The organism is Clostridium merdae (assembly GCF_900176635.1).
Taxonomy (GTDB): domain Bacteria; phylum Bacillota; class Clostridia; order Oscillospirales; family Acutalibacteraceae; genus Faecalispora; species Faecalispora merdae.
In genome coordinates, this window is sequence record NZ_FXLN01000004.1 from 1,580,761 (window position 1) to 1,605,351 (window position 24,591).

The 24,591-nt window shown below is 46.2% G+C and carries 21 protein-coding genes and 1 other RNA gene; 14 read left to right on the forward strand and 8 right to left on the reverse strand.

Annotated elements, in window-relative coordinates:
• Positions 1-45: 45 nt before the first annotated feature.
• Together spoIIP and gpr are read right to left on the reverse strand one after the other, a co-directional pair.
• A complete protein-coding gene (gene spoIIP, locus CAN90_RS13255; RefSeq protein ID WP_085834269.1) occupies positions 46-1,218 on the reverse strand; it encodes a stage II sporulation protein P in 1,173 nt (390 codons plus the stop codon).
• A 61-nt stretch (positions 1,219-1,279) separates the two neighbouring features.
• Positions 1,280-2,167 (reverse strand): GPR endopeptidase, encoded by an 888-nt coding sequence (gene gpr, locus CAN90_RS13260; protein ID WP_085834270.1) that lies wholly within the window; start codon positions 2,165-2,167, stop codon positions 1,280-1,282.
• 136 nt (positions 2,168-2,303) lie between these two features.
• On the opposite strand from gpr, the gene rpsT reads away from it, so the two are divergent.
• Positions 2,304-2,570 carry a 30S ribosomal protein S20 gene (rpsT, locus tag CAN90_RS13265; protein ID WP_085834271.1) on the forward strand — a complete coding sequence of 89 codons (267 nt, stop codon included), beginning with the start codon at positions 2,304-2,306 and terminating at the stop codon, positions 2,568-2,570.
• Between the two features lie 290 nt (positions 2,571-2,860).
• On the forward strand, positions 2,861-3,013 hold the full coding sequence (locus tag CAN90_RS13775; protein ID WP_009060536.1) for a hypothetical protein: 153 nt from the start codon (positions 2,861-2,863) through the stop codon (positions 3,011-3,013).
• Between the two features lie 66 nt (positions 3,014-3,079).
• Here the strand turns inward: CAN90_RS13775 and spoVAE are convergent, their stop codons facing one another.
• On the reverse strand, positions 3,080-3,436 hold the full coding sequence (gene spoVAE / locus CAN90_RS13270; protein ID WP_085834272.1) for a stage V sporulation protein AE: 357 nt from the start codon (positions 3,434-3,436) through the stop codon (positions 3,080-3,082).
• A 154-nt stretch (positions 3,437-3,590) separates the two neighbouring features.
• Between spoVAE and CAN90_RS13275 the strand changes: the two genes are divergently transcribed.
• Positions 3,591-4,376 (forward strand): HAD family hydrolase, encoded by a 786-nt coding sequence (locus tag CAN90_RS13275; RefSeq protein ID WP_242953661.1) that lies wholly within the window; start codon positions 3,591-3,593, stop codon positions 4,374-4,376.
• A gap of 113 nt (positions 4,377-4,489) precedes the next feature.
• Positions 4,490-5,173: a trimeric intracellular cation channel family protein gene (locus CAN90_RS13280; RefSeq protein WP_085834273.1), complete on the forward strand. Its 684-nt coding sequence runs from the start codon at positions 4,490-4,492 to the stop codon at positions 5,171-5,173.
• 300 nt (positions 5,174-5,473) lie between these two features.
• Here CAN90_RS13280 and CAN90_RS13285 read toward each other — a convergent pair whose 3' ends face one another.
• The 4 genes from CAN90_RS13285 to ppdK form a co-directional block, all read right to left on the reverse strand.
• The gene (locus CAN90_RS13285) at positions 5,474-5,929 is read right to left on the reverse strand and encodes a chemotaxis protein CheX (RefSeq protein WP_085834274.1); all 456 of its coding nucleotides are present in this window, start codon (positions 5,927-5,929) and stop codon (positions 5,474-5,476) included.
• Positions 5,922-6,347 carry a bacteriohemerythrin gene (locus CAN90_RS13290; protein ID WP_085834275.1) on the reverse strand — a complete coding sequence of 142 codons (426 nt, stop codon included), beginning with the start codon at positions 6,345-6,347 and terminating at the stop codon, positions 5,922-5,924. The genes CAN90_RS13285 and CAN90_RS13290 overlap by 8 nt, the downstream gene beginning before the upstream one ends.
• Before the next feature lie 137 nt (positions 6,348-6,484).
• Positions 6,485-7,738 (reverse strand): glycoside hydrolase family protein, encoded by a 1,254-nt coding sequence (locus CAN90_RS13295; protein ID WP_085834276.1) that lies wholly within the window; start codon positions 7,736-7,738, stop codon positions 6,485-6,487.
• Between the two features lie 306 nt (positions 7,739-8,044).
• Positions 8,045-10,684 (reverse strand): pyruvate, phosphate dikinase, encoded by a 2,640-nt coding sequence (ppdK, locus tag CAN90_RS13300; RefSeq protein ID WP_085834277.1) that lies wholly within the window; start codon positions 10,682-10,684, stop codon positions 8,045-8,047.
• Between the two features lie 747 nt (positions 10,685-11,431).
• Here ppdK and CAN90_RS13305 point away from each other — a divergent pair.
• From CAN90_RS13305 to CAN90_RS13350, 10 genes are all read left to right on the forward strand, one after another.
• On the forward strand, positions 11,432-12,310 hold the full coding sequence (locus CAN90_RS13305; protein ID WP_085834278.1) for a hypothetical protein: 879 nt from the start codon (positions 11,432-11,434) through the stop codon (positions 12,308-12,310).
• 234 nt (positions 12,311-12,544) lie between these two features.
• The gene (locus CAN90_RS13310) at positions 12,545-13,591 is read left to right on the forward strand and encodes a sugar phosphate nucleotidyltransferase (RefSeq protein ID WP_085834279.1); all 1,047 of its coding nucleotides are present in this window, start codon (positions 12,545-12,547) and stop codon (positions 13,589-13,591) included.
• Positions 13,592-13,651: 60 nt separating this feature from the next.
• Positions 13,652-14,611, forward strand: coding sequence for a ribose-phosphate diphosphokinase (locus tag CAN90_RS13315; RefSeq protein ID WP_085834280.1), 960 nt, complete (start codon positions 13,652-13,654; stop codon positions 14,609-14,611).
• 142 nt (positions 14,612-14,753) lie between these two features.
• The gene (gene pth / locus CAN90_RS13320) at positions 14,754-15,365 is read left to right on the forward strand and encodes an aminoacyl-tRNA hydrolase (RefSeq protein ID WP_085834281.1); all 612 of its coding nucleotides are present in this window, start codon (positions 14,754-14,756) and stop codon (positions 15,363-15,365) included.
• Positions 15,366-15,475: 110 nt separating this feature from the next.
• Entirely contained in the window at positions 15,476-18,943 is a 3,468-nt protein-coding gene (mfd, locus tag CAN90_RS13325) for a transcription-repair coupling factor (protein WP_085834282.1), read from the forward strand.
• Positions 18,944-19,131: 188 nt separating this feature from the next.
• On the forward strand, positions 19,132-20,202 hold the full coding sequence (locus CAN90_RS13330) for a hypothetical protein (RefSeq protein WP_085834283.1): 1,071 nt from the start codon (positions 19,132-19,134) through the stop codon (positions 20,200-20,202).
• 950 nt (positions 20,203-21,152) lie between these two features.
• Positions 21,153-21,470: a DUF1292 domain-containing protein gene (locus tag CAN90_RS13335; protein WP_085834284.1), complete on the forward strand. Its 318-nt coding sequence runs from the start codon at positions 21,153-21,155 to the stop codon at positions 21,468-21,470.
• A 60-nt stretch (positions 21,471-21,530) separates the two neighbouring features.
• Positions 21,531-21,722, forward strand: a non-coding RNA gene (gene ssrS / locus CAN90_RS13340) — 6S RNA.
• Between the two features lie 119 nt (positions 21,723-21,841).
• Positions 21,842-22,189: a TSUP family transporter gene (locus CAN90_RS13345; protein ID WP_085834285.1), complete on the forward strand. Its 348-nt coding sequence runs from the start codon at positions 21,842-21,844 to the stop codon at positions 22,187-22,189.
• Positions 22,189-22,608: a sulfite exporter TauE/SafE family protein gene (locus CAN90_RS13350; RefSeq protein ID WP_085834286.1), complete on the forward strand. Its 420-nt coding sequence runs from the start codon at positions 22,189-22,191 to the stop codon at positions 22,606-22,608. The genes CAN90_RS13345 and CAN90_RS13350 overlap by 1 nt, the downstream gene beginning before the upstream one ends.
• 118 nt (positions 22,609-22,726) lie before the next feature.
• Here CAN90_RS13350 and CAN90_RS13545 read toward each other — a convergent pair whose 3' ends face one another.
• The gene (locus CAN90_RS13545) at positions 22,727-22,966 is read right to left on the reverse strand and encodes a hypothetical protein (protein WP_143750838.1); all 240 of its coding nucleotides are present in this window, start codon (positions 22,964-22,966) and stop codon (positions 22,727-22,729) included.
• Between the last annotated feature and the right edge of the window lie 1,625 nt (positions 22,967-24,591).

Below are 24,591 nucleotides of genomic sequence, written 5' to 3' on the forward strand. Positions count from 1 at the left end.
TTCTTCCCCTGAAAAAGCAGGGGAAGAAACGGCTCCTACCATTATTTATTTGAGTGATTTAAGCGTTTTGGCAAGTGCCTCACCAAACAGCTCACCGGAATACACTGCTTCATCCAATGTATTCACTTCCGTTCCCACTTCCACGAGCAAAGAACCCTTTGTCATATTTAAATTATATTTTCTGGCACAGAAATTGAGCGGACGTGCCAAGCCCGGGAACAAATCTGAGAGTTGCTTTTGCGTTCTCACTCCCAAACGCAGGTTATACTCCCAATCTGGGAACCCCAACGTACCGTCGTCATCACAACCCGATAATATCATAATTTGCGCCGCTTTTTTCCCATTAATCACTGCTGTTGGCTTATAGCGTGTTCCGTTAGCGGCAGTCATCGAATCGCGGTGAATATCGAGCGTGACCTGAATGCTTGGGTATTGCTTTAAATTTTTTGCTATGGTTTGAGCTGAACGGTTATACGAACCGTTGTACGCCGGTGAATCGTGAATTGTGGTATCGTGCACCACGCCAATTCCAACTGCACGAAGCTGCGCCGCAATGGCATTGCCTACCATAACAACACTGCGGGAACCATCCGTACTTCTGCTTTCCGACCCAGCGGGGACAGAAGACGCTTCTTGAAGTAGATAGGCCTCTGTTGTATGTGTGTGGTAAATGAGCACCTGCGGCTTGCCGTCTGTTTGTATTTTGACCGCAGGTTGCTTCTCTAATTCAGCTTTAATGTCTATTTTATGGTTTTGATTGCTATTTTTTACAAATACATTCTGAAATTGTACTCCTGAATTCTGAATGGCCAGCTCTTGAATCGCTGCGCCGGGCCCGCTGGCAGTGGGAGACTGGCTTTCTTGCGCTGTGGCTGATGAGTCTCCCTCTTGTGCAGAGGCCGCGGTAGAAGAGCTTTGCTCCTCTGCGGGGTCACGTACAGCAACGGAGGAACTTTCCGGGGAACTACTTTGACCCGGCTGCTCTACAAGATCTTCAACATCATGCTCGGAAAGGCCTGTACGCAAAAGCTCTGCAGCACCGTCCGGCATAATAAACCCAGCCGCGGCGAGAGCCGCCGCTTCTCTTTGTGCCAGCACCTCCGGGCCAAGTCGTGTAATAAAGCAGGTAACTGAAATTAACGCAACTACCAAAGCCGTTGCGTTACGCAGCGGCGAGGAACCATTTCTTTTTTTCCTTTGCAAATTGATAATTTTCATATACTTCTCCCCAAACAGACTGTTATATTGGTATGCGCTATTGCTTGGGGATATACCAGATTTACGGTGCGGTAAGCATCGTTAAATCCTCTACGGATAGGGTGGGATTCAGTGCACGGTTAATGCCCATCGCCAGCATGTGCGCTGCCCGAAATACCAGCAAATCAATCTCACGGGGGGTAACCACCATTCGTGCGCCGCCGGGGGTTAATTTTTCTTCACTGCTTTCCGTTCGGGAACGGTCTCCACCGAACAAATCGAGCGCCAAAGTTTCTACATCCACCACGGTGGGTACGCCAATTCCGATGACAGGAACGCCCATTGTGTGCTGGTCAATACGGGGGCGCATGTTTCCCACTCCCTCACCGGGGGAAATGCCAGTATCACTAAGCTGTACGGTACAGCCAAGCCTTGCCAGACTGCGTGCGGCAAGTGCATCAATCACAACCACCGCACTTGGTTTTAGTTGCTTGCATATTCCCTGAAGATACTCTACTGTTTCAAGCCCGGTATCACCCAGAACACCAGGGGTGATTACCGCCGCACCACGCAGTCCGGTCAACCCCGTTACCCGCGCAAGCTCCCCTTTAATGTGGCGTGTGGCTAGCACGCGAGCCGTGGTTTGCGGGCCCAAGGCATCGGGTGTTATTTGCCGGTTGCCTAGCCCTGCAACTAACACAAGGCCATCCTCCGGCAAAAGCGCAGCAATTTCTTTTCGCAGTAACTCTTGGCACTCATCCTCCAAATCGACGGTGTCTGAAATGGGCGGCATTTCAAGTGTAACGTAATTCCCTATTTCTTTATTTAATTGCCTTGCACCCTCAGGCCCCTCTATTTGTATGCGTGTTATTTTGCATCTTCCATGCTGCTCTTCTGACTGAGAAATATCGGGATACGGGTGGGTAATTGTTTCTGTTGCTTCAATCGCTAAATCTGTGCGAAAAATCATTGCTTTTTCTCCTCTCTTATGCTATACTCATTAAGTTATTAAGACTTTGCGAAACGTAAGAAAAAATTCTTGCATTTTTTTTTACTTTGTGTTAATATTTCTGTTACATGACAGATGCGACAAAGGAGGTGTGACTATGCCGAATATTAAATCAGCCAAGAAACGCGTTAAGGTAATCGCTGCTAAGACTCTTCAGAACAAAGCGATCAATTCTGCTTTGAAAACAGAGATTAAAAAGGCCAACCTTGCTCTTGAGGCTCAGGCTGAGGACAAGGCGGAGGCTGTTCGTACTGCGATAAAGAAGATTGACCAAGCTGCTGCTAAAGGAATCCTTCACAAAAAAACCGCCGCCAGAAGGAAGTCTGCCCTTGCCCGCAAGCTGAACACAACCAGCGCTTCCTAATTTTTAGGACAGGTTGTATTCAAAATCTTTGTATTGAAAAGCAGAGCTTTGTGCTCTGCTTTTTTTATTCCCAAAATTAGCTTTCCAATCAATGACTGCATTATTATTTGCACCATTTGATAAAAATAATTACGAATCACCCTGCCCTATATGGGTTCGAGTGAATTCTTTTACTTCTCCTTGCAATTTGCTTGTGAATTGACTTTTACGCGAATTTTGGGTATCATAATAACAAACGATTGAATTGGACGAACACTGGGTTGCTTAATTTGTTTTTGGAGGCGTTTGTAATGAGGAAAAACAATACGTTGGCACTTATTCTTGGAATTGTTTCCGCCGCCGTCGCGGTAGCCGCGATCGTAACGACCACGCTTCTGTTCCTTGAAAAGAAGAAGAAGGATGAAGAAGAGCTGGAGCATTATTTGGATTACTCCATCCAGTAAGTGAAAGCAAAAAAATTGGGCAGGGTAACAGGAGCTTATGTTCCCGTTCCTGCCCGTTTTGTTTTATTACGACTTATCCCCCGGCTTCGCTAAAAGCGCTGCAATGTAGCCGAAAAATACAGCTGCTGCGATTCCTGCTGCACTGGAGGTAACACCACCCATCAGCGCGCCGAGCAAGCCATGCTCCCGTACTGCTTCTTCTGTGCCCTTGGCCATTGCATAGCCAAAACCGGACAACGGCACCGTAGCACCGGCCCCTGCAAATTTTACGAGCGGCTCATACAGGCCCACCGCCGTTAAAACAACGCCCAGAGTAACGAACATTACTAAAATGCGGGCGGGAGTCAGCTTTGTTTTATCGATCAGTATCTGGCCGATCACACAGATGAGACCACCTACCACAAATGCCTTGATATATTCCATGGATTCAGATCCTTTCCCATTTTTCAAGGCTATTGTTTCCGTAGCTTCCTTTAATTATGTATTGCAGACCGTTTCGAGCCTTTCAAATAGAAACCACTCTGTTTAAATAAAAATAAAGGTAGCATTCGTAATTGATTCACAAGGAGCGATACCTATGAAAAAGATGATTTTTTTTGATATAGACGGCACCCTCCTTACCTCCAATAATGACGGGTATTTCGTACCGGAAGGTACACTGCAAGCCATTGCGCTTGCAAAGCAAAACGGACACGGGGTAGCAATCTGCTCTGGCAGGCAAGAAACCTTCATTAAAAAAATGTTTGGAGATTTTTTTACAAGCTACATAGGAATGAACGGTACGCATGTGGTGCATGAAGGCAAAACTATTTTGCAGAAATTTTTTTCAACGGAGCGCATTCGCGAAATTATGGAGCATTTTGACGCCTACAACATCTCTTATAACTTTGTAGGCCTACACCATGGCTGGGGCAGAAATTTAAACCCTGAGATGATTGAGCTGCTTAATCAGGTTTACCATTTGGGCGATTATATTATTACCGACTGGGAGCCTGAACAGGTTCAGGCCGGCGCAATGGATTGCATTTTTTTAGACAAGGACCATTATGAGCGCTGCCGCCCTGCGTTTACCGGCTCTATGGTACTCAATTTGCACCCAGGTGGACGTTCCGGCGACTTATCTTTTCCCAATCAGGATAAGGCACAGGCGATACGCTACTTTTGCGAGCATACCGGAATCGATTTAAAGGACACCGTTGCTTTTGGCGACGGTTCAAACGATGTTACCATGCTCAAAACCGTGGGAATCGGTGTAGCAATGGAGAACGGTGTCCCCGAAGCCAAAGCTGCCGCTGACTATGTAACCGACTCCATGCTCTGTGGCGGAATTGAAAAGGGGTTACGGCATTTGGGGCTTATTTAAGCCGGGTTTTGAAATGAGAATTGGAACATTCTTTCAAAAAAAGGCATACTGCATAGGTAGAATGTATTAAAGAGGATTCAGACGACGGTCTGCACTGGGAGAGATACAACACGATGTCAACCACTCTTTTATTGATATTTGAAGTAATAGGAACCGTAGCCTTTGCAATTTCTGGCGCAATTATTGCGATGCAGCACAAGCTCGATTATTTCGGCATTTATTTACTTGCTGTTACTACCTCCATTGGGGGCGGTATTTTAAGAGATGTGATACTGGGGGTTTCTCCCCCTGTGGGACTGGTTAATCCAATCTATTTAATTGTGGCATCAATCACTACATTTTTATTACTGGCTCTTAGCCGATTCCGCCGAATTGTAAACGGCAACAATCCCTTTTACACCTGGAGCTATCTTATTTCAGACGCATTGGGGCTGGCTGTATTTACCGTAATTGGAGTAGATGCCGCCATTTCGGCCGGTTATGAACACGAGACCTTCTTGTGCATTTTTGTTGCGATGCTGACTGGTGTTGGCGGTGGCATGATTCGCGATGTACTCGTTCAGCGTATCCCCGTTGTACTTCGCCGCGAAATATACGCCTTGGCCTCGGTGGCAGGCGCATTGCTGTATTACCTAACAAGAACACACATCCCGCAATCCATCGCGGTGTTAATCAGTGTCATCTTCACCACAAGCATTCGAATGCTTAGTCTATATTTCAATATCCACGTTCCTTCCATCTCCCCCGACATAAAAGAGGATGTACCCACAGAAGAACCAACCGAACACGTAAACTAAAAACAGCACCCGACCTCCAGTTTATACTGGCTTTGGGTGCTGTTTTTTTACTTAATCCTCTTTTGTGAGACATGCGCACAAAAGCTGGTACATTCCGATAAGGACACTTCCCCAGAAAATGTAGAGAGGAACATCCCATTCACTAAACTTTGAAAACAAAAGACAAACGATACTTAAGGTAAAAAAGCTCGTCGCACATAAATACCGCTTTATTGCATCCAAATTATTACAGCTCCTTTTCGCTTCGTTCTATCTTAAATGAAAAAGAATTATAGAGTAAAAACTATTCGTCTGCACCCATCACTTCTCGCTTTGTAATTGTATTAAAAGCCCTAGGTTGCCAATCTCCGTATCGATTTGAGTACCTGAATCCATTGAATAGGAACATTTACTCTCTTCTCTTGGTATGATTTGAGGGGGAAGAATATCGCAGGTAACATCTTTTTCAGATAGTGCAATTAATGCTTTACCGCTGATAATATTCGAAATTTCGCCAATAGCGGAGGTCACAAAATCATCTACCTCGTTTACTTCCATACCGCCGGTTAAAATGCGAACCATCTGGAGCATGGTACTCTTAGGGAATATATATAAAACATCTCCCGTCAAATCTCCTGTTACGCCGATGGCAATGGTAAAATCGCCGCAGTCATCTTGATTGGTGGATGCAAGGTTTTCCGTTACCTCCAAATCGAGCATGAGCTCGAACACTTCTTGAGTTGCCTCAAAAAAAGAACGGTGTAAAGTATTATTCATGAGCTTGCTGCTCCTTTCTCTTTACGAAGTTAGCAATCAGCTGGTCTTCAGAAGCAACGTGGTTAATCAGCCACGCCAACAGGCGACCCGCAAACTGCTGCATAAGCTGTTCCTGGTAATCATTTTCTTCGTATTCGCGCGAGGTTTGCAGCACATACGCCACCATTTCATAATGCAGCTTTTTGTGTGATGACAGGTCGGGGTACCCCACCTCTCGCTGTAGGTTTTCTTCATCTTGAAAATGAGTTACCACATAATCCTTCATAAATTCTAGAGTTTGGCTAACCCGCTCCGTCTTTTGTTCCCATGGTATTGGTTTTCGAACAATCTCTACAAAATCGGTAACACGGCGGAACAGCTCCTGATGCTGTTCATCAATGAGCGGCACACCCAGCATGTATTTTTCTTTCCAGAGCATACAAAGCTCCCCTTTTCGTAAGAAATATGGAATATTTTAGCGATTTTTGTTTCATTCGTATTATAGCACAGTAAAAAGGCAAAAGAAATCCCCACTTACAAAGCACACACTGTGTTTTGTAAGTGGGGAAATGAGAGTTATATGTTTGATTTTTGAATGGGCTTTTCTTCCGATAATTTCGTGATTCCCTTCGGGGGAGCCGTGTCCTCTGTTTTTTTCTTTACAGGAAGCTTGGGATCTTGCAGAATTAAGGGCTTTTGTTTATCACACGCATCATTCCATTGCTGTACCGTAACGGAAGCACCTGTCATATACCATTTCTTTTGAGGCAGACGGTACGAGACCATCATACGAAGCGAATTTCCATCCCCGTATACGGTACTACGGTACAACCATGTTTTCTCCAAAATTACAGGATTATTGCTTGGATAAAAAGGAACACCCTTTGTAAAATTAATTCCATCCGTAGACTTTGATAAAAAGAGTGCAAAAGAATAATTCTTTTGCATAATACCAGTTTGGAGCAGGTAATATGTTCCCTGATAGTGAATGACATCTTGGTGCCAAGGCAGGTAGCCCTGCGGGAGTTCGATAGAGCACTGCTTTATATCAGTCCATGCAGTTCCATCGGTACTAACGGCGTGCATCAGCTTCTTTTGAGCCGTGGTGTACCATAACTGATATTGATTGTTTTCGTGATTCACAGCCAAGCTAAGTATGCCAGCTTTTGATTGTTGCATCAATTGCGGTACAGACCAATCTACGCCATTGCTGCTGATTGTACGGTAATAATAATCCATGCTGGAATCTGGGCGCTTTGTTTTGGGGTTCCCTTTGTTATAGCGGTACCACATTTCCATTACATCACCGGTCATGACAAGGTGAGAATCGGAATAATGTGCGCCCTGTTTTACGTCGGATGGAATACCCGAGATTGGGTTTTTCAGCCCCGCAGGCGTAACCCAAGTTTTTCCATCGTTTGAAGCAACAATGCAGGGGTTCTCATAATCGTCGTTTCCAAATGGATACGGTGTAATTGACATCCAATATTCATAACCGTTCCACCCTTTGGGGAAATATAAAATCTTAGGGTGTGTAGATTGGTTGTAACCGTCATACGTTGGTACGGCAGCAAGATTATATAGCTTTTGCAATGTTAAGAAAGAAGAGCTAAAGGTTCCCCGTGTTCCCATTGGCCGCTCCAGCGGTTCTGTGGTTGGTTTTTTCCCAGAATCTTGCTTTGCTGGCTTTACCACAGTTTCTATTTCACTGGGAGTAGGATTTGGGGTAATCCTCTCACTTTTTTTATGCAAAGAACAACCTGCCAACATTGTCACAGAAATACAAATTGCGACAAGTGTTACTGCCACACGACGAGTTAAATTCGTCATATCTGAACACCCTCTTTCCGGGAAAACAATTTCTCTTGTATAATCTGACGATATAGTACCCGAATAAAAATGAAAAGTCAATGAGAATAACGGAACTGTAATCATTCTGGTAAATCGCGGGTATTAAGAAAAAATAATTCTATTTTTTGTATATATTATTATGAATTTTGCCACAGGTTACTGAGCTCTATTGTAACCTTTTTTCACAGGAATAACGACTTGTGCTTTGGTAAAAAGAGGGCGAGTACTGAAAAGCAAAACGCTTCCAGTACTCGCCTTATTTATAATTTTAAATTGAAAAATTAATTATTTTGCAGATGCTCTTTTCTCTTTAATTGCAGCCTGAGCAGCAGCCAAGCGAGCAATCGGCACACGGTAAGGAGAGCAAGAAACGTAGTCTAGCCCTGTACGGTGGCAGAACTCTACGGAGGTGGGGTCACCGCCGTGCTCGCCGCAAATACCTACATGCAGGTGTGCATTTGCGCCGCGGCCTTTTTCGGTTGCCATTTCTACGAGCTTGCCAACGCCATTTTGGTCAATATGAGCAAAGGGATCGGATTCGTAAATCTTGTTCTCGTAGTAGTAATCCAGGAACTTACCCGCATCGTCACGGCTGAAGCCGAAGGTCATCTGGGTAAGGTCATTGGTACCGAAGCTGAAGAAGTCTGCTTCCATTGCAATTTCATCCGCAGTTAAAGCAGCGCGGGGAATTTCAATCATTGTACCTACTTCATACTTCATGTTCATGCCGGATTCTGCAATGAGCTTATCTGCTGTGCTGGTAACAACGTCCTTAACAAATTTCAGCTCTTTTACTTCGCCAACAAGCGGAATCATAATCTCAGGCACGATGTTAATATTCTTCTTGCGAGAAATGTTAATTGCAGCGCTGATGACAGCGGTGGTCTGCATTTCTGCAATTTCAGGATAAGAAACCGCAAGGCGGCAGCCACGGTGACCCATCATCGGGTTAAACTCGTGCAGGCTTGCAATAATCTCTTTGAGCTCTTCTACCGTGAGGCCAAGCTCTTCTGAAATCTCTTTAATATCCTCTTCCTTGGTGGGCAAGAACTCATGGAGAGGTGGGTCAATAAAGCGAATAACCACCGGTAGCTCTTCCATGACATCGTAAATGCCCTCAAAGTCGCTCTGCTGGTAGGGCAGAAGCTTCGCAAGTGCCTTACGGCGGGCATCTGTTGTTTTCGCAACAATCATTTCACGCATTGCTTTAATGCGGTCGCCCTCAAAGAACATGTGCTCGGTACGGCACAGGCCGATTCCCTGAGCGCCAAATGCTTTGCCCTGTGCAGCGTCATGCGGAGTATCTGCATTGGTGTAAACCTGCAAGCGGCGGACTTCGTCTGCCCAAGTCATGTATTTATCAAAGTCACCGGAGATAGAAGCTTCGATGGTGGGCATTGCCTGACCATAGATGCTGCCGGTGCTTCCGTCAATGGAGATATAGTCACCCTCACGCACGGTTTGACCGCCGAGAGTGAAATATTTCTCTTCTTCGTGCATCGAAATCTCACCGCAGCCGGAAACGCAGCAGGTTCCCATTCCACGGGCAACAACCGCAGCGTGAGAGGTCATGCCGCCACGAACGGTAAGAATACCCTGTGCAACTGCCATGCCTTCAATGTCTTCGGGAGAAGTCTCTAGGCGAACCAGAACAACCTTTTCGCCCTTATCGCTCCAAGCCTTTGCGTCCTCCGCGGTAAATACCACACGGCCGCAAGCCGCTCCAGGGGATGCCGCAAGGCCCTTACCGATTGCTTGTGCCTTTTTCAGCTCTGCCGGGTCAAACTGAGGATGCAGCAGAGAATCCAATTGCTTGGGCTCTACACGCAGAACAGCTTCTTCCGTGCTGATTTTTCCTTCTTCCACCAAATCAACCGCAACCTTTAATGCAGCGGCGGCGGTGCGCTTACCGTTTCTGGTTTGCAGCATGTACAGCTTACCATTCTCAATGGTGAACTCCATGTCCTGCATGTCGGTATAGTGGTCTTCCAGGCGCTGGGCAGTTTCTGCGAACTGGGTATAAACCTCCGGCATAATGCTGTTTAGGTGGTCAATCGGTTCTGGGGTACGAATACCGGCCACAACGTCTTCGCCCTGTGCATTAATTAAGTACTCACCGAACAGCTTCTTTTCGCCGGTAGCAGGGTTACGGGTAAACGCAACGCCAGTACCAGAGGTATCGCCCATGTTACCAAATACCATAGACTGCACGTTGACTGCGGTGCCCCAATCATATGGAATTTCGTTGATGCGACGGTATACGTTTGCACGGGGATTGTCCCAAGAGCGGAACACCGCCTTAACGGCTTCCATTAACTGCTCGCGGGGCTCTGTGGGGAACTCAGTTCCCTTTCTCTCACGGTACAGTGCCTTAAAGCGAACAACCAAATCCTTCATATCCTCGGTATCCAGATCAGTATCCTGCTTTACGCCCTTTTCTTCCTTCTTTGCGTCGATAACACGCTCAAAATCGCTTTTGGGAATCTCCATAACAACGTCGGAGAACATCTGGATGAAACGGCGGTAGGAGTCGTAAGCAAAGCGGGGGTTATTGGTTAGCGCTGCCAAGCCTTCCACTACGGTATCATTCAGGCCCAAATTGAGGATGGTATCCATCATACCGGGCATGGATGCGCGTGCGCCGGAACGAACAGAAACCAACAGCGGATTTTTGGAATCTCCAAACTTTTTGCCGCAAATCTCTTCCATCTTCGAAAGATATTCTGAAATTTGAGATTGAATTTCTTCGTTAATCTGTCGCCCATCATTATAGTACTGCGTGCAAGCCTCGGTTGTAATGGTAAAGCCCTGCGGCACCGGCATTCCCAGCACCGTCATTTCTGCCAGGTTGGCACCTTTGCCGCCCAGCAGATTTTTCATACTGCCGTTTCCTTCTGAAAACAGATACACATACTTATGACTCATTACTTCTACCTCCTATAAATTTAAGAAATCTATGGAACCAGTTTATCCTCATATTGGGATAAGCAATTGGACGTCTATTGTGGATTATATCAAAGTCCGCATCAAAAATCCATCCCATTTCACATCTAATATGATAATTTTTTGTTAATATGCCGGGTTTTTTTATGTATAAACCTTGAACAGAATAAAGCGCTCTCATGCGATTAGTAATTTTTTCACAAAATTTCGATTTACTCTTATCCATATTCACAAGCTGTTCTTTTTTCAATTTGTCATGGTCATATTTTAAAGTTCAATGAAAACATTCGTAAAAAAATAGTGACTAAAACCTCTTGCAGAACAATTCTCTTCTATGATATAATTTGGAAAAATATAACAAGTAAATTGCAGTTCCTAATCTTGAATAGTAAAGAGTTAAAAATTATTCGCATACGAATAAAAACTGGGAAGTATAGAGTTGCAATTATATACTTAACACTTTTAATGACGCCTGTGAATAGGAACCGAATCCTCTTCCAGCGTCTTTTTTGTTTTTAACCTTTTCTAACCACTCGTTTTTTAATTAGAGATTCACAATCAATTCGTTTTCGGGATTATTTTTACGTGGGAAATTCTATTGCGGCGACATTCATAACTGCTGAACTTGAGGGTTTTAATTTTACTGATTTTTTTACTTGAATGTTCACCGCAAAAAAATCGACATAACGAATTGATGTGTATATAAAAATTTTTGAGGTGGTATTATTTATGAAGAAAAGAGTTCTATCCGCAATTTTAGCAACCGCTATGGCCGTAAGCTTTACCACAACCGCATTTGCCGCAACCGCAGTACCCGGTTATATTGGCGGGTACTTGGCATCTGTAATTAAAAAACAGACAAACGGCGAATTTGGTACCTATTCCGTTTCGACCTTAACTGCTCAAAAAACAGAAGCAGTTTCTTTTGTTGAGAGCGAGCCCCGCTCCACTGGTGATGGCGATGTTACATTTGTTGATGTTGTAAAACAGCGTGAAATTACGTATAACGTTATTCCTGCTGGCGCTGTTATTTCAGTAGCTGTTCAAGATGGATTTAAGTTTGATGGCAGCACCCACACATCCATTAACACCTTTGCGAAAAACACCAGCGGTGCTTTTGTAGAGCAGGATAATATTTACATTCCTAACGCCGGCACTACCTACACTGTTCCTGCTGCAATGGAAGGGAAAATGATTGCTGCTCTGACCACCATTATTAGCAACCGCGGCGAGAACCCGGAGAGCATTTATGCTTATTTCTATGTGAATTCCTCCGCAACTCCCTCTTCAACTGCACCGGCAGCTGTTACAAATCCTGCCGCTCCCGCTGCTACTCCTGCTGCTGCCACAGCCGCTACTTATAAGAGCGACACCGGCAAAAGCCTGAATATTAAAGCAAACAAGGTTTACGAGTTCAAAATTACCTCTTTAAACGGCAAGCAGCCTACCTTCAACGTAACAGGTAGCGCTTTCAAAGTATCTTTTAAAGCCAAAAGAGGCAACGACTACCACTACCTTGTAAAAGCAGTGGGTAAAGTTGGCCAATACGGAAGCATTTATGTGAATGGCGAAAAAACTGCATGCACTACAATTTCTATTGTAAAATAATATTTAGAGGATTAATGCTACCGTTTTCGTGGCAAAATTCCTTAGTATGAAATCTGCACTTTGCTTTTCGAGAGGCAAAGTGCAGATTTTCTCTAAAAAAGAATACAAATCGTCTTTTTTCTCACGCAATTAAAACAATCTTTTAACAAAACCGTAAAATAGGTCTTGAAAAATTTTGATGATATGCGATAATAATACCGTATGATTATTTGCGAAACTGACGGAGGATTCAACATGGAAAACTGTGCCATTATCCTTGCGGCGGGTGAGGGGAAACGAATGAAGTCCCAAGGGCCCAAGGTATTGTGTCAGGTTTTATTTAAACCCATGCTCGAATGGGTGATTGACGCCGTAGAGGGCGCCGGAGTTTTGAACTTATGCGTAGTAACCGGGCACCTGCACAGCGAGGTAGAATCCTTTTTGGATGGGCTAGCCAAAACGAAGCAGCGTACCGCTCCCTATGAGCATGTGTACCAAGCCGAGCAGAAAGGTACTGCACATGCCGTTATGATGGCAGAGCAGTTTCTACGCCACCACACCGGTGCCAATGTGCTCATTTTAAGCGGTGATGCACCATTTTTAGACCCCAAGACCATTCGCTCTGCTCTTCTCGAGCATATAGAAAGCGAACAAGCGGTTACCGTTATCTCTGCGGAGCCGTCTAATCCATTTGGATACGGGCGCATTGTACGCGACAGGAGCACAGGTGCTTTAAAAGCAATTGTAGAAGAAAAAGAAGCAGACGCTCCCACAAAGCAAATTCGTGAAATCAACTCCGGTGCCTATTGGTTCCGAGTAGACAGTTTGCTTTCGGTGCTGCACAATATAGAAAACGAAAACAGCACGGGTGAGTATTATCTTCCCGATGCAATTCGCCTGCTCCTCTCGCGTAGCCAAAAGGCTGGTGCCTTTTTAACAAACGACAGCAATGTTGTGCTTGGCGCGAATGATAGAAAGCAGCTTTCTGAACTGAACTTGATCGCCAAACAAAACGTACTACTCCGTTTGATGGCCGATGGAGTCGATATTCCCTGCCCGGATGGCATTTTAATCGGGCCCGATGTAACAGTTGGGAACGATACAAGAATTCTACCTGGCAGTATTTTAACCGGCCGCACCCGTGTAGGCAAAGGCTGTACCATTGGCCCAAATGCCTTACTGGAAGATACGATTGCCGGCAATAGCTGCGTACTGCAAAACGTGCAGTGCAGTGGAGTAGAAATAAAAGACGAGCAAACGCTCAAACCCTTCACCAATCTGCGCGCACGGAGCGTGTATTGATAAATTAACGTTTATAAATCGCCGCCTTTGGCGGCAAAATAGTTTAGGGGGATTTTTTTAATGAATTTTCATGGTAAGGATATCAAGATTTTCGCGGCGAACGCTAGCTCGCAAGTCGCCAAGCAAATTGCAGATTGCCTTAGCCTGCCCATGGGGAAATCAGAAGTTTCTACCTTTAGCGACGGGGAAATTGCCATGTCGTTGTTTGAATCTGTTCGTGGTTCTGATTGCTTTATTGTGCAGTCTACCTGTGCACCAGTTAACAACAACATCATGGAACTGCTGATTATGATTGACGCAATGAAGCGCGCCTCTGCTGCACGCATCACTGCTGTTATTCCTTATTTTGGCTATGCCCGTCAAGACCGTAAAGCAAAGGCACGCGACCCGATTTCCGCTAAGCTGGTGGCAGATTTGATTACAACAGCCGGCGCCGACCGAATTCTTACTATGGATCTGCACGCACCCCAGATTCAGGGATTCTTTAACATTCCCGTAGATCACCTTTTGGGCGCACCGATTCTCTCTTCTTTCCTGAAAGAAAGGGTGGGCAAAAACGGCGATGATTATGTCGTGGTTTCCCCCGACCTCGGCTCTGTTACCCGCGCCCGCAATTTTGCCGCTCGTATCGGCAGCCCGCTGGCCATTATAGACAAACGCCGCCAAAAAGCCAATGTGTCTGAAGTAATGAACATTATTGGTGACGTTCGCGGCAAAAAAGTTATTTTGGTGGATGACATGATTGATACCGCTGGCACACTTTGCAACGCTGCTACCGCCTTGGTGGAAGTTGGCGGAGCAACAGAGGTAATTGCCTGTGCAACACACGGTGTACTTTCCGGCCCCGCAGTAGAGCGTATTAAGAACAGCTGTATTTCTGAGTTGATTCTGCTAGATACGGTTCCGGTACCCGAAGAGAAGTGCATGCCTAACTTTACCATTCTGCCTGTGGCTCCTCTATTTGCAGAGGCCATTGAGCGCATTTATGAAGACAAGCCGGTTTCTCCCATGTTTGTTTGATTTTACAAATGGAAGAACATTCACGGGGCAGGGCCATACTCCTGCCCCGTTTTTCATCCCATACTCAAAGTGAGGCGGGGCGGAGTTTATTTCCGTCCCGCCATCAACCTATTCTCAATTTCTACCAGCGAGGTGTATCATCATGCTAAACTCTTTCTTTTCCCGGCCTGCGGTTACCCCTGGCCCGGTAGAGGCAATCATTGTTGGTCTGGGGAACCCGGGCCGGCAATACGAACAAACGCGCCATAACGCTGGTTTTCAGGTGCTAGACCACCTTGCCCAGTCGCTTAGCGTTAAAATGGACCGTTTAAAATTTAAAGGCCTGTGTGCTGAAGTAAACTTCGGCGGCAAAAAGGTGCTGCTTTTAAAACCCTCCACCTTTATGAACCTAAGCGGGCAAAGCGTGACGGAAGCTATGCGCTTTTATAAGCTTGCCCCCGAACAGGTAATTGTTGTATTTGACGACATTTCTCTGGAACCGGGGCGTTTGCGCATTCGCCGTAAGGGCAGCGACGGCGGTCAAAACGGAATGAAGAACATAATCTATCTTTCAGGTAGTGATGCGTTCCCACGCGTAAAAATGGGTATTGGCGGAAAACCAAACCCCAATTGGGATTTGGCAGACTGGGTTCTCTCCACTTTCTCTGCACAAGAAATGAAATGCCTCGGCGAAGCCAAAGAAAACGCCATAAAGGCATTGGAATTAATGGTTCAGGGAAGAATAGATGAGGCAATGAGCCAATATAATTCCTAAACCGTTTGTACAGTCGCAAAATCCGACCAACTTTTCGTCCAACGCCTCGTATTCTGAATAAGGGAGCGAGTCCGGAAAATGTAATTTTTCCATTAAGCAAGGAGCTTTCCATGAAATTTCTGACTACCGCCATCCGCGCGCTGAAGGAATTCTCTGCGCTGGATCAAGCCGTAAAAACGAAAAATCTTCCCGCAGCCGTTACCGGGCTTTCGGGTATCCACAAAGCAAATATCATCTATTCACTCTGCGCTCTGAACGAACGCAGAGCCTTTGTTGCGGCCTCGGAAGAATCGGAGGCACAGCGCTTACATGATGACTTAGCCGCCATGGGAATGCGCCCGGCACTATACCCTCTGCGCGATTTTAATTTTCGAGATACCCAGGGCAGTTCGCATGAGTACGAACACCAGCGCTTACATGCGCTCTCGTGCTACCTAACCGGCGGCTGTGACTGCATCATCTTTTGTATGGACGCGGCTCTTCAATATACGCTGCCACCGGAAGAACTGCTGCGGCGCACAGTAACATTGCGAACCGCACAGCAAATCACACCCGAAGAAGTCGTAAAAACCTTACTTTCCTGCGGGTATGAGCGTGCCGCTCAAATCGAGGGAACTGGGCAATTTGCGCTACGTGGCGGTATATTAGACTTTTTTACGCCGGATGCAGAGCAGCCGGTTCGTGTAGAGTTTTGGGGAGACGAAATTGATACGCTTTCGTTCTTTGACCGCGGAACACAACGGCGCACCTCAAATATAGATGAGATTACAATCGCACCGTCCGTCGAAGCACTCATTGAGCATCCCATTGCTTTGGCAGAAAAAATTCGCAAGCACTCTGCTTCTTTACGGGGGAAAACGGCTGCTGCCGCTCGCGAAATTCTGGAGGCAGAGGCGACAAAGCTTGCGGATGGTGCACTCATCGGTTGTGCGGATAAATATATCCCCTTGTTGTATGATAAGCCTGCAACGTTATTTGATTACGCAGACGAAAACACCCTGCTATTTGTATCGGAACCGGTAAAAAACAAAGAAAAGGTTCGTACCGCGCTTTGGCAGTGGGGCGAAGATTTAAAAGATTACCTGTCTCACGGCATTCTTTGTCGTGGGTTAGACACGTATAGTGCAGACTGGCCCTATGCTTTGGAGCAATTTCTTGCCCGTGGTGCGATTTATTTAGACGCATTTGCGCGTGGCAGCTACGAAACTCCCGTTCACGCGCTTGAAAATATGACTCTACGCCAAAATTCGATTTGGAGCGGTAGCATGCAGCTTTTAACCGAAGACGTACAGGCAATGCTGCATAACAAATGGTGCTGTGTTATCTTAGCTGGCAGTGAGCGTGCCGCACAGAATACGGCATCCGATTTACAGAACCAGGGTGTCCCTGCGTTGTATCTTACCGATCCACAAGAGCTTGCTCCCGGGCAGGTGATTGTAACGCAGGGCGGGCTTTCTGCCGGTATGGAATACCCCGGAGCGCATTTCGGGCTCATAACTCATGGGCGCCTGCTCTCCCAGCGCAAGCAAGCCCGCAGCAAACGCTCTAAGAACAGCCAGGAGATTTACAGCCTTTCTGACCTGAACCCCGGCGACTATGTGGTTCACTCCTCACACGGCATAGGTGTGTTTGAGGGCATTCACAAAATTAGTATGCAGGGCATTGTAAAGGACTACCTCAAGCTGCGCTATGCAAAGAACGATACGCTTTACGTGCCGGTTACGCAGCTTGACCTTGTTTCGAAATACATTGGTCCACGTGAAGATGCGCAGGTTCGCTTGCACCGCCTTGGCGGGGCAGACTGGCAAAAGGCGAAGGCACGTGTCCGCTCCGCAGTAAAGGACATGGCAAAGGAGCTGATAAAGCTCTACGCGCAGCGCATGAACGCAAAAGGACACGCTTTCTTAGAAGATACGGAATGGCAGCGGGATTTTGAATCTCACTTTGAGTTTGAAGAGACCGAAGACCAATTGCGCTGCATTGATGAAATCAAAGCAGATATGGAACGGGAAGCACCCATGGATCGCCTATTGTGCGGCGACGTCGGCTTTGGTAAAACAGAGGTGGCACTACGCGCCGCATTCAAATGTGTGAGTGATTCCAAGCAGTGCGCGATGCTTGTTCCCACTACCATTCTTGCGTGGCAGCACTACCAAACCATTCTAAAGAGGATGGAGGGCTTCCCCGTTCGGGTGGAGCTTTTATCTCGCTTTCGCACGCCCAAGCAGCAAGAAGACATTCTCAAACGCCTTAAAAGCGGCGAGGTCGATTTTGTGGTAGGCACGCACCGGCTCGTCTCAAAAGATGTACGCTTTCGGGACTTAGGGCTGGTCGTTATCGATGAGGAGCAGCGCTTTGGCGTTGCCCAAAAGGAAAAGCTGAAAGATTTGTGCAAGAATGTGGATGTTCTCACACTTTCCGCAACCCCCATCCCCCGCACCTTGAACATGGCTCTCTCGGGCATACGCGATATGTCCGTCATTGAAGAGGCGCCGCATGACCGCCACCCGGTGCAGACATATGTACTCGAGCATGACAACGGCATTTTAGCAGACGCCATTCGTCGTGAATTGCGCCGTGGCGGGCAGGTTTATTACCTGCACAACGACATTGGCACCATAGACCGTGTCAGTGCAACCTTGCAGGCTTTGATTCCGGATGCACGCATTGGAATTGGCCACGGTAAGATGACGGAACATGAGCTCTCTGAGGTTTGGCGGCGACTCGTTGACCAAGAAATTGATGTGCTGGTTTGCACGACCATCATTGAAACGGGAGTGGACGTACCCAATGCGAATACTCTCATTATAGATAATGCGGACCGCATGGGGCTTTCTCAGCTTCACCAGCTTCGAGGGCGTGTCGGGCGTTCCTCCCGCCGTGCCTATGCCTACCTTACGTTTACCCGCAATAAGGTGCTTACAGAAATTTCGCAAAAACGACTTTCGGCTATCCGTGAGTTTACCGAGTTTGGTTCCGGCTTTAAAATTGCAATGCGTGATTTGGAAATCCGCGGCTCCGGCAACATTTTAGGTGGTGAACAGCATGGGCATATGGAAGCCGTGGGTTACGATTTATATCTAAAGCTTCTCGGTGAAGCAGTCAGCCAAGAAAAGGGCGAAGCACCTCCTCCCGGAGAATGCCTGGTCGATTTGCAGATTGAAGCGCATATTCCGGAGCGATATATCGAAAACTTAAACCAGAGGCTCGAAATCTACCGCCACATTGCAGATATTCGTGGCGATGATGATGCCAGTGACGTGCTGGATGAATTAATTGACCGCTTTGGCGAACCACCGGCTTCTGTACGAGGACTCATCGACGTAGCTCTACTGCGCAATATGGCGGCATCCCTCGGTGTTTATGAAATTAAACAGCAGGGTGAAACGCTGTTGCTTTTTGTAGAGCATGTTGACATGAAGCGCATCTCTGGCATGATCAGCACCTTGCGTTCCCGTGTTATGCTGAGTGCGGGCACAAAACCATATATCAGCGTAAAAGCAGCCAAAGGCGCAGCACCGTTAGAGACCTTACGCGAAGCCCTGCGTGCAATGAAAGGTACCGAAGCAGATGGATAAGATTTCCTTCATTTGCTGGACAAAGCTCTTTTCTGCGTGTATAGTGGAAAGTAATATCACTGAAAAATCGGAGAATATGCACTGTATTTCCGCTCCCGTTTGTAATAGAAAATGGTAGCGCCTATGCTGCATTCAAAGATTTAGAAGTAATAAAGCACCTATGAAATTAAAAAATCGGAGTGTGACGTATGAATTTTATGAAAAGACTGACGGCGTCTCTTCTTTGTGTTGCGATGCTGGCAGGAACAGTGGCATGTTCAAGCTCAGATAATACTTGGGCAGCCAAAACAAATGAAAAGACGATTCCCATTGGCGTATATATCTACTACGAATATCTGGCTTACCAAACCGCTTCCTCTAAAATTGAGGATTCTACAAAACCTGTTCTGGAGCAGAAGGTGGAAAACACCGATGCCACCGAGTGGATTAAGAAAAAAGCTTTGGGTTATACTAAACAGCTCTTTGTTATCGATAACAAAATGAAAGAGCTTAAGCTTTCCCTTACAGAAGCCGAAACAAAAGAAGTTGCCAGCACTGCAGCAGGCCAGTGGAACCAATACAAAGATACGTTAGAAGGCTATGGCATCTCGAAAGAATCCTTTACTACGGCCACTGCAGAGATGAACGCAAAATCCGCCAAGGTGTTTGAGGCTCTTTATGGCAAGAAGGGAAGCAAAGCGGTAAGCGACGCCGACCTGAAAGCATACTTTGAGAAGAGCTACACCGATTTCTCTTATGTAATGGTTCCGCTATATAACCCCACCACCTACGCGGCGTTGGATGATAAGACTCAAAAGGAATACAAGAAGTTCCTTGAGGATAATGCAGCTGCTTTGAATAAAGGAAGCACCACCTTTGACACCGTAGCTACTGACACACAGAAGAAAATGAAGCTGGATTATGCTCCCTCACAAACAGTTACCACCGTGCTCAATGAGGAATCTGGTTATCCGGCGGAGCTCATTACTTTAATTAACGGGATGACGCCTGGCGAGGCCAAGACCATTACTCTTGCCTCTGTGAACGCAGTACTCCTTGTGGTTAGAAATGACGTTACAAAAAAGACTGCTACACAGCTTTCTGTGGATTCCTCTCGCTCCGAGGTTCTGGCTCATATGAAGCAAAAGGAATTTGAAGATGAGATGACAAAGCTTGCTGATGAAAGCAAGGACATTACCGTTAACCAGAAGGCAATTGATTCTTACCCCCCGACTAAATTTGTTCAGAAAGATAACGGCAGTTCTTCCACCGCAAGCTAATTCAATACTAAAACAAAGACCTCCCTTTTTACGGGAGGTCTTTTCCTCTTTATATCTAATAAGTAAACTTTTATCCTATTTTCTACATTGCTAATTTATGTTATCAAGCTCTCTTTTATCTCGAATGTTAAACCGTTAGCAAAAGACTACTTCGAATAAGAAAAGGCTGTGGCGATTCGCCACAGCCCCTGAGTGATATTATAAAAATTCGATTGTTTTGCACCGCTATTGGTATCAAAAGCATTTTCAAAACTTTCTAACAAAACTTACCTTTGTCATGCAATATCTTCAGTTATATTGGGAATCACTTTCCGAATACGAAATGCCCTGTCATTAATTACTGTGAATAAAACCCTTTAAAGAAAGGTACCCTAAGGGAACATTGGAAACCCATTACCACAAACTGAAATTGTTCTCGGGAGCCATAATTGGAAAGCGGGACTTATACCACGCAATCCCCAGGAGCAACCCCGCCGGACCGGATCCATGCAATTGAATACCGAATTTGCGGTGACTGACGTTACCTGATATTTAGGACTCAACCCTTTCATTGTTTAATGCGATTACCCTTGCACGCCAAGCAGTCTAAGCCCAACAGACCGACCGACTGGTGTTGCGATTCTTCTTGTACCATTGGACTCACCCCTTTCAAATAAATCTTGATTTCAGGCGTTCCTTCCGCTGGCTTATTATGCGGCCATTTTTGTGGCTACACCGAAAGCCATTTTCAGAACAAAACTGCAAATTGCGGTTTTTTCTGATTCCGCCTGTTACCAATATCCTTTCCCTTTGCAACTATATTATAACATATCTTAGGTTAAAGTCAATAGTTTTTTCACATAATACAGTAAAATTATGTTGTAATTATTTATAGGAATTTTTTTATTGACTTCCATTCTGAACAACGGTACAATAATGATACCTTTTAACAGAGATAAGGAGATGACAATATGAACGAAGAATTCGGCCCAGATGTTTTGACTCTGGTGGATGACGAAGGTAACGAGCATGAATTTGAAGTGTTGGACGTAATTGACAACGAAGACGGCTGCTTCTATGCCTTGCTCCCCACCTTTGACAGCCCGCAGGACAGTGTGGAATCTGAAGGCACTTATTATATTTTCGAAGCAATCGAGCAAGACGGCGAACAGCAGTTGGCTGAGGTTGAAGACGAAGAATTGCTGGATAAGCTTGCTGAGCTCTTTGAGAGCCATTTTGATGAGCTGTATGACGAAGAGGAAGATATTTCTGACGAAAGTGACGAATAATTTCTTTTAAAGAATATTTTTTCGTATTTTTCTGTTATACTAATGCTTGCAGGAACAGAGAATATCCTGCCTGGTGCGTGGACCGTTGCAAATTAACCCTACAATGTACAAATCGGGAGCCCCGACTCCGGCGACGGATTGCAGACCTCCCGGCCTCTGGCTGGAAGAAGGGAGCATGAAAGCGTTGGGAGGGCACCCACCTGCTGTTAAGTAGCAGGTTTATTTCGCACGATACGGCCAGGCGGGCCTTTTATAACTACAATTGCCCTTGCAGCATGTATATGCTGCAAGGGCGTTTTTCTTTCTTCCCCTATTCTTTGCGTGTTTTTGCTGGATTTAAGGGCAAAATAACACGGTAAAGGAGTGTGGGTATGAAACGTAGCTTTCGCGTGCTGGGCGGCTTTCTCGCTGGCGTGGCGAACGGTCTTCTTGGTGCAGGCGGCGGTATGGTAATCGTGCCTATGCTTCGAAAGTCTGGCTTGCCCGTTGTAAAAAGCCACGCAACCTCCGTCGCCATTATTTTGCCTATCTGCGTATTAAGCGCCGGGCTGTACTTATCCCGCGGCAGTGTGACCATCGGCCAGGCGATTCCCTACCTGCCGTGGATGCTGGCAGGCTCGCTCATCGGCTCCTGGGCATTGCCCCGGCTGAACCGGATGCTGCTTCGCCGCCTGTTTGGCGCACTGATGCTGTGGGCCGCTTGGAGGATGCTGTTTTAATGGAATGGATATGGATGGCTTTGGCGGGATTAATATCGGGCATTCTGGGCTCAATGGGGATGGGCGGCGGCGGAGTTCTCATCATTTACCTCACATTAATTGCCGGGCTCGATCAACGTGCCGCACAGGGGATTAATCTAATCTTATTCATTCCTTGTGCCATATTGGCTCTGGTTTGCTATATTCGCAAAGGGCTGATTGATTTCCGCACTGCATTGGCGGCAGCCGCAGCGGGCCTTGTAGGCGCACTGGGAGGGGTATTCCTCTCCGGTTGGCTGGAGGTTGCTTGGCTTCGCCGCATTTTTGGGATTATGCTTTTATTTATTGGTGTACGTGAGCTGTTTGCGAAGAAACCTCCCGCGGGAGAAGAGGAAGAAGAGAAAAAAGAAGAGCGCGACAAACAGCAGACAGAAAAATAGCTTATTCTTTGAGAGCGCTAACTATTGCTCGCAGAACGGCACAAAACTTCTTATATCAAGTTATTTATAGTATAAAATTTTGAAGCGGCTGCCATCACAGGATATTTCTTCTTTCTTTTTATATAGTAAGGAATTGCTTCGCTAGTAAAGTAGTTTTGCGCATCGGCGCAAGGCTTCTGCTGGCGCAGAGCTTGCCCCTCATGCCGGGGCGGGCACTTACTTTCGCGAAAGGGCGAAAGTAAGCAAAGGCCTTCCAAAGGGAGAGTATCGATTCTCTCCCTTTGGATTCCCTCTCAACGACCAAAGGCTCTGCCTTTGGAATCCGACTGAGCTCCCGCTCTGCATCTTCTTTCCGCACAGGAACAAGCCTGTGCGTTGCAGATTGTGCGTATGGTCTTGCTTTACCACTTACAAAAGGAAAGCCCTACCAGTCGGTTTGGCGTTAAAGAGCAAAACTACCTTATAAAATAAAAAAGCCGGATTAAAAATCCGACGAAATAGCACGAAATTATTGATTTTGTGATATATTTTCCCATTTTTATATTTTCATCTTGCATTATATGGTAAATAATGTTAATATTCATGTTGTAAGGTAATTTAAAAAGCAAAGCAGGAATGAGTGTGCGACCACCCACCCCCTGCTACGGAGAAGTAGCCTCCATAACAACAGTTTTCACTGCGCTTTGCCACACAATTATAACCCATTATCTTTCTTTTGTATAGAGGGCGAAAAGAAATGGGGCCTTTGGAATTATGATTGCGAAGCTTGGCAATGTGAGGACTGAAACCGATATGCAATGTATCGCTTGTTGTGGAGTACCCTTTTCAAAGAGGGTTTCCGTGATAAGCGCTTTTTTATTGCCTTGCAGACAAAGGCAACGCGGAGCTGGAAATGGAATTCACTTACACAGAAGTGGATTCCCGCACAGTTGTGTGGGTTATGGAGGAAGTAACTTTTGAATCAGCAGTGTTTTCCACTCCCCTGTGGAAGAGCAAAAAAACGGGAGCACCTCTTGGAGCATATGGGATAATAGATTTTTTTCCAGCTTCGCCGCGCTAATGTCTGTAAGAGTATAAGCCGCACACTTTGTTTGTGTGGCTCACGCCGTTCCTTGATTGGAACGGCGTTCTTTTTTGCTCTATTTTTAAACGCTCGCACCCTCCCGCAGAAACATGTATTGCAACATTTCTTTTCCTAATTTGTAAGCAATAACACAAAACCTTACGCGCAATCTGCAACGCGCAGGTTTGTTCCTGTGCGGAAAACAGATGCAGAGCGGGAGTTCACTCGGATTCCAAAGGCAGAGCCTTTGGTCGTTGAGAGGGGATTCAAGGGGAGAGAATCGATACTCTCCCCTTGAAAGGCCTTTGCCTACTTTCACCCTTTCGTGAAAGTAGGTGCCCGCCCCAGCATGAGGGGCAAAGCCCTGCGCCAGCAGAAGCCCTGCGCCTAGCGCAAAACTTCTTTTGTCTATTAAGCCGTTACTTCCTAAAGCAAAAGGAGGAGTGAATATGGCATTAGGAGCATAGCCCTGCGCCAGCAGATGCCTTGCGCCCGAGCGCAACACTATTTATAACTAGTGATTTATAATAAGAGATTTTAAAGCGGCTAGACCCGCAAATAATTTCTTCTTTCTTTTCATTCGCCCCTCAAGCCGGGGCAGGCTCTCCTTTTCTTGATGAGAAGAAAAGGAGGAAAGACTCACCAAAGGCTCCGCCTTTGGAATCCGTTTGGGAAACGACCCCAAACCGCAAAACAAAAGCTACTGTAAAGGCGCTCCATTAAAAATGCCCACTCTCCTTTGCAATTTCAAAAAGATAGCAATTCGCAATCTTCCGTCGGCGGTCATTTTTAGAGCGCTCTTGTCCCCTCGCAGAAGCATGCTCGGTAGCTAGTTTCTTTTTTCATTTACGAGTGGTAAAGCAACCCCCTACGCACAATCTGCAACGCACAGGCTTGTCCCTGTGCGGAAATGAGATGCA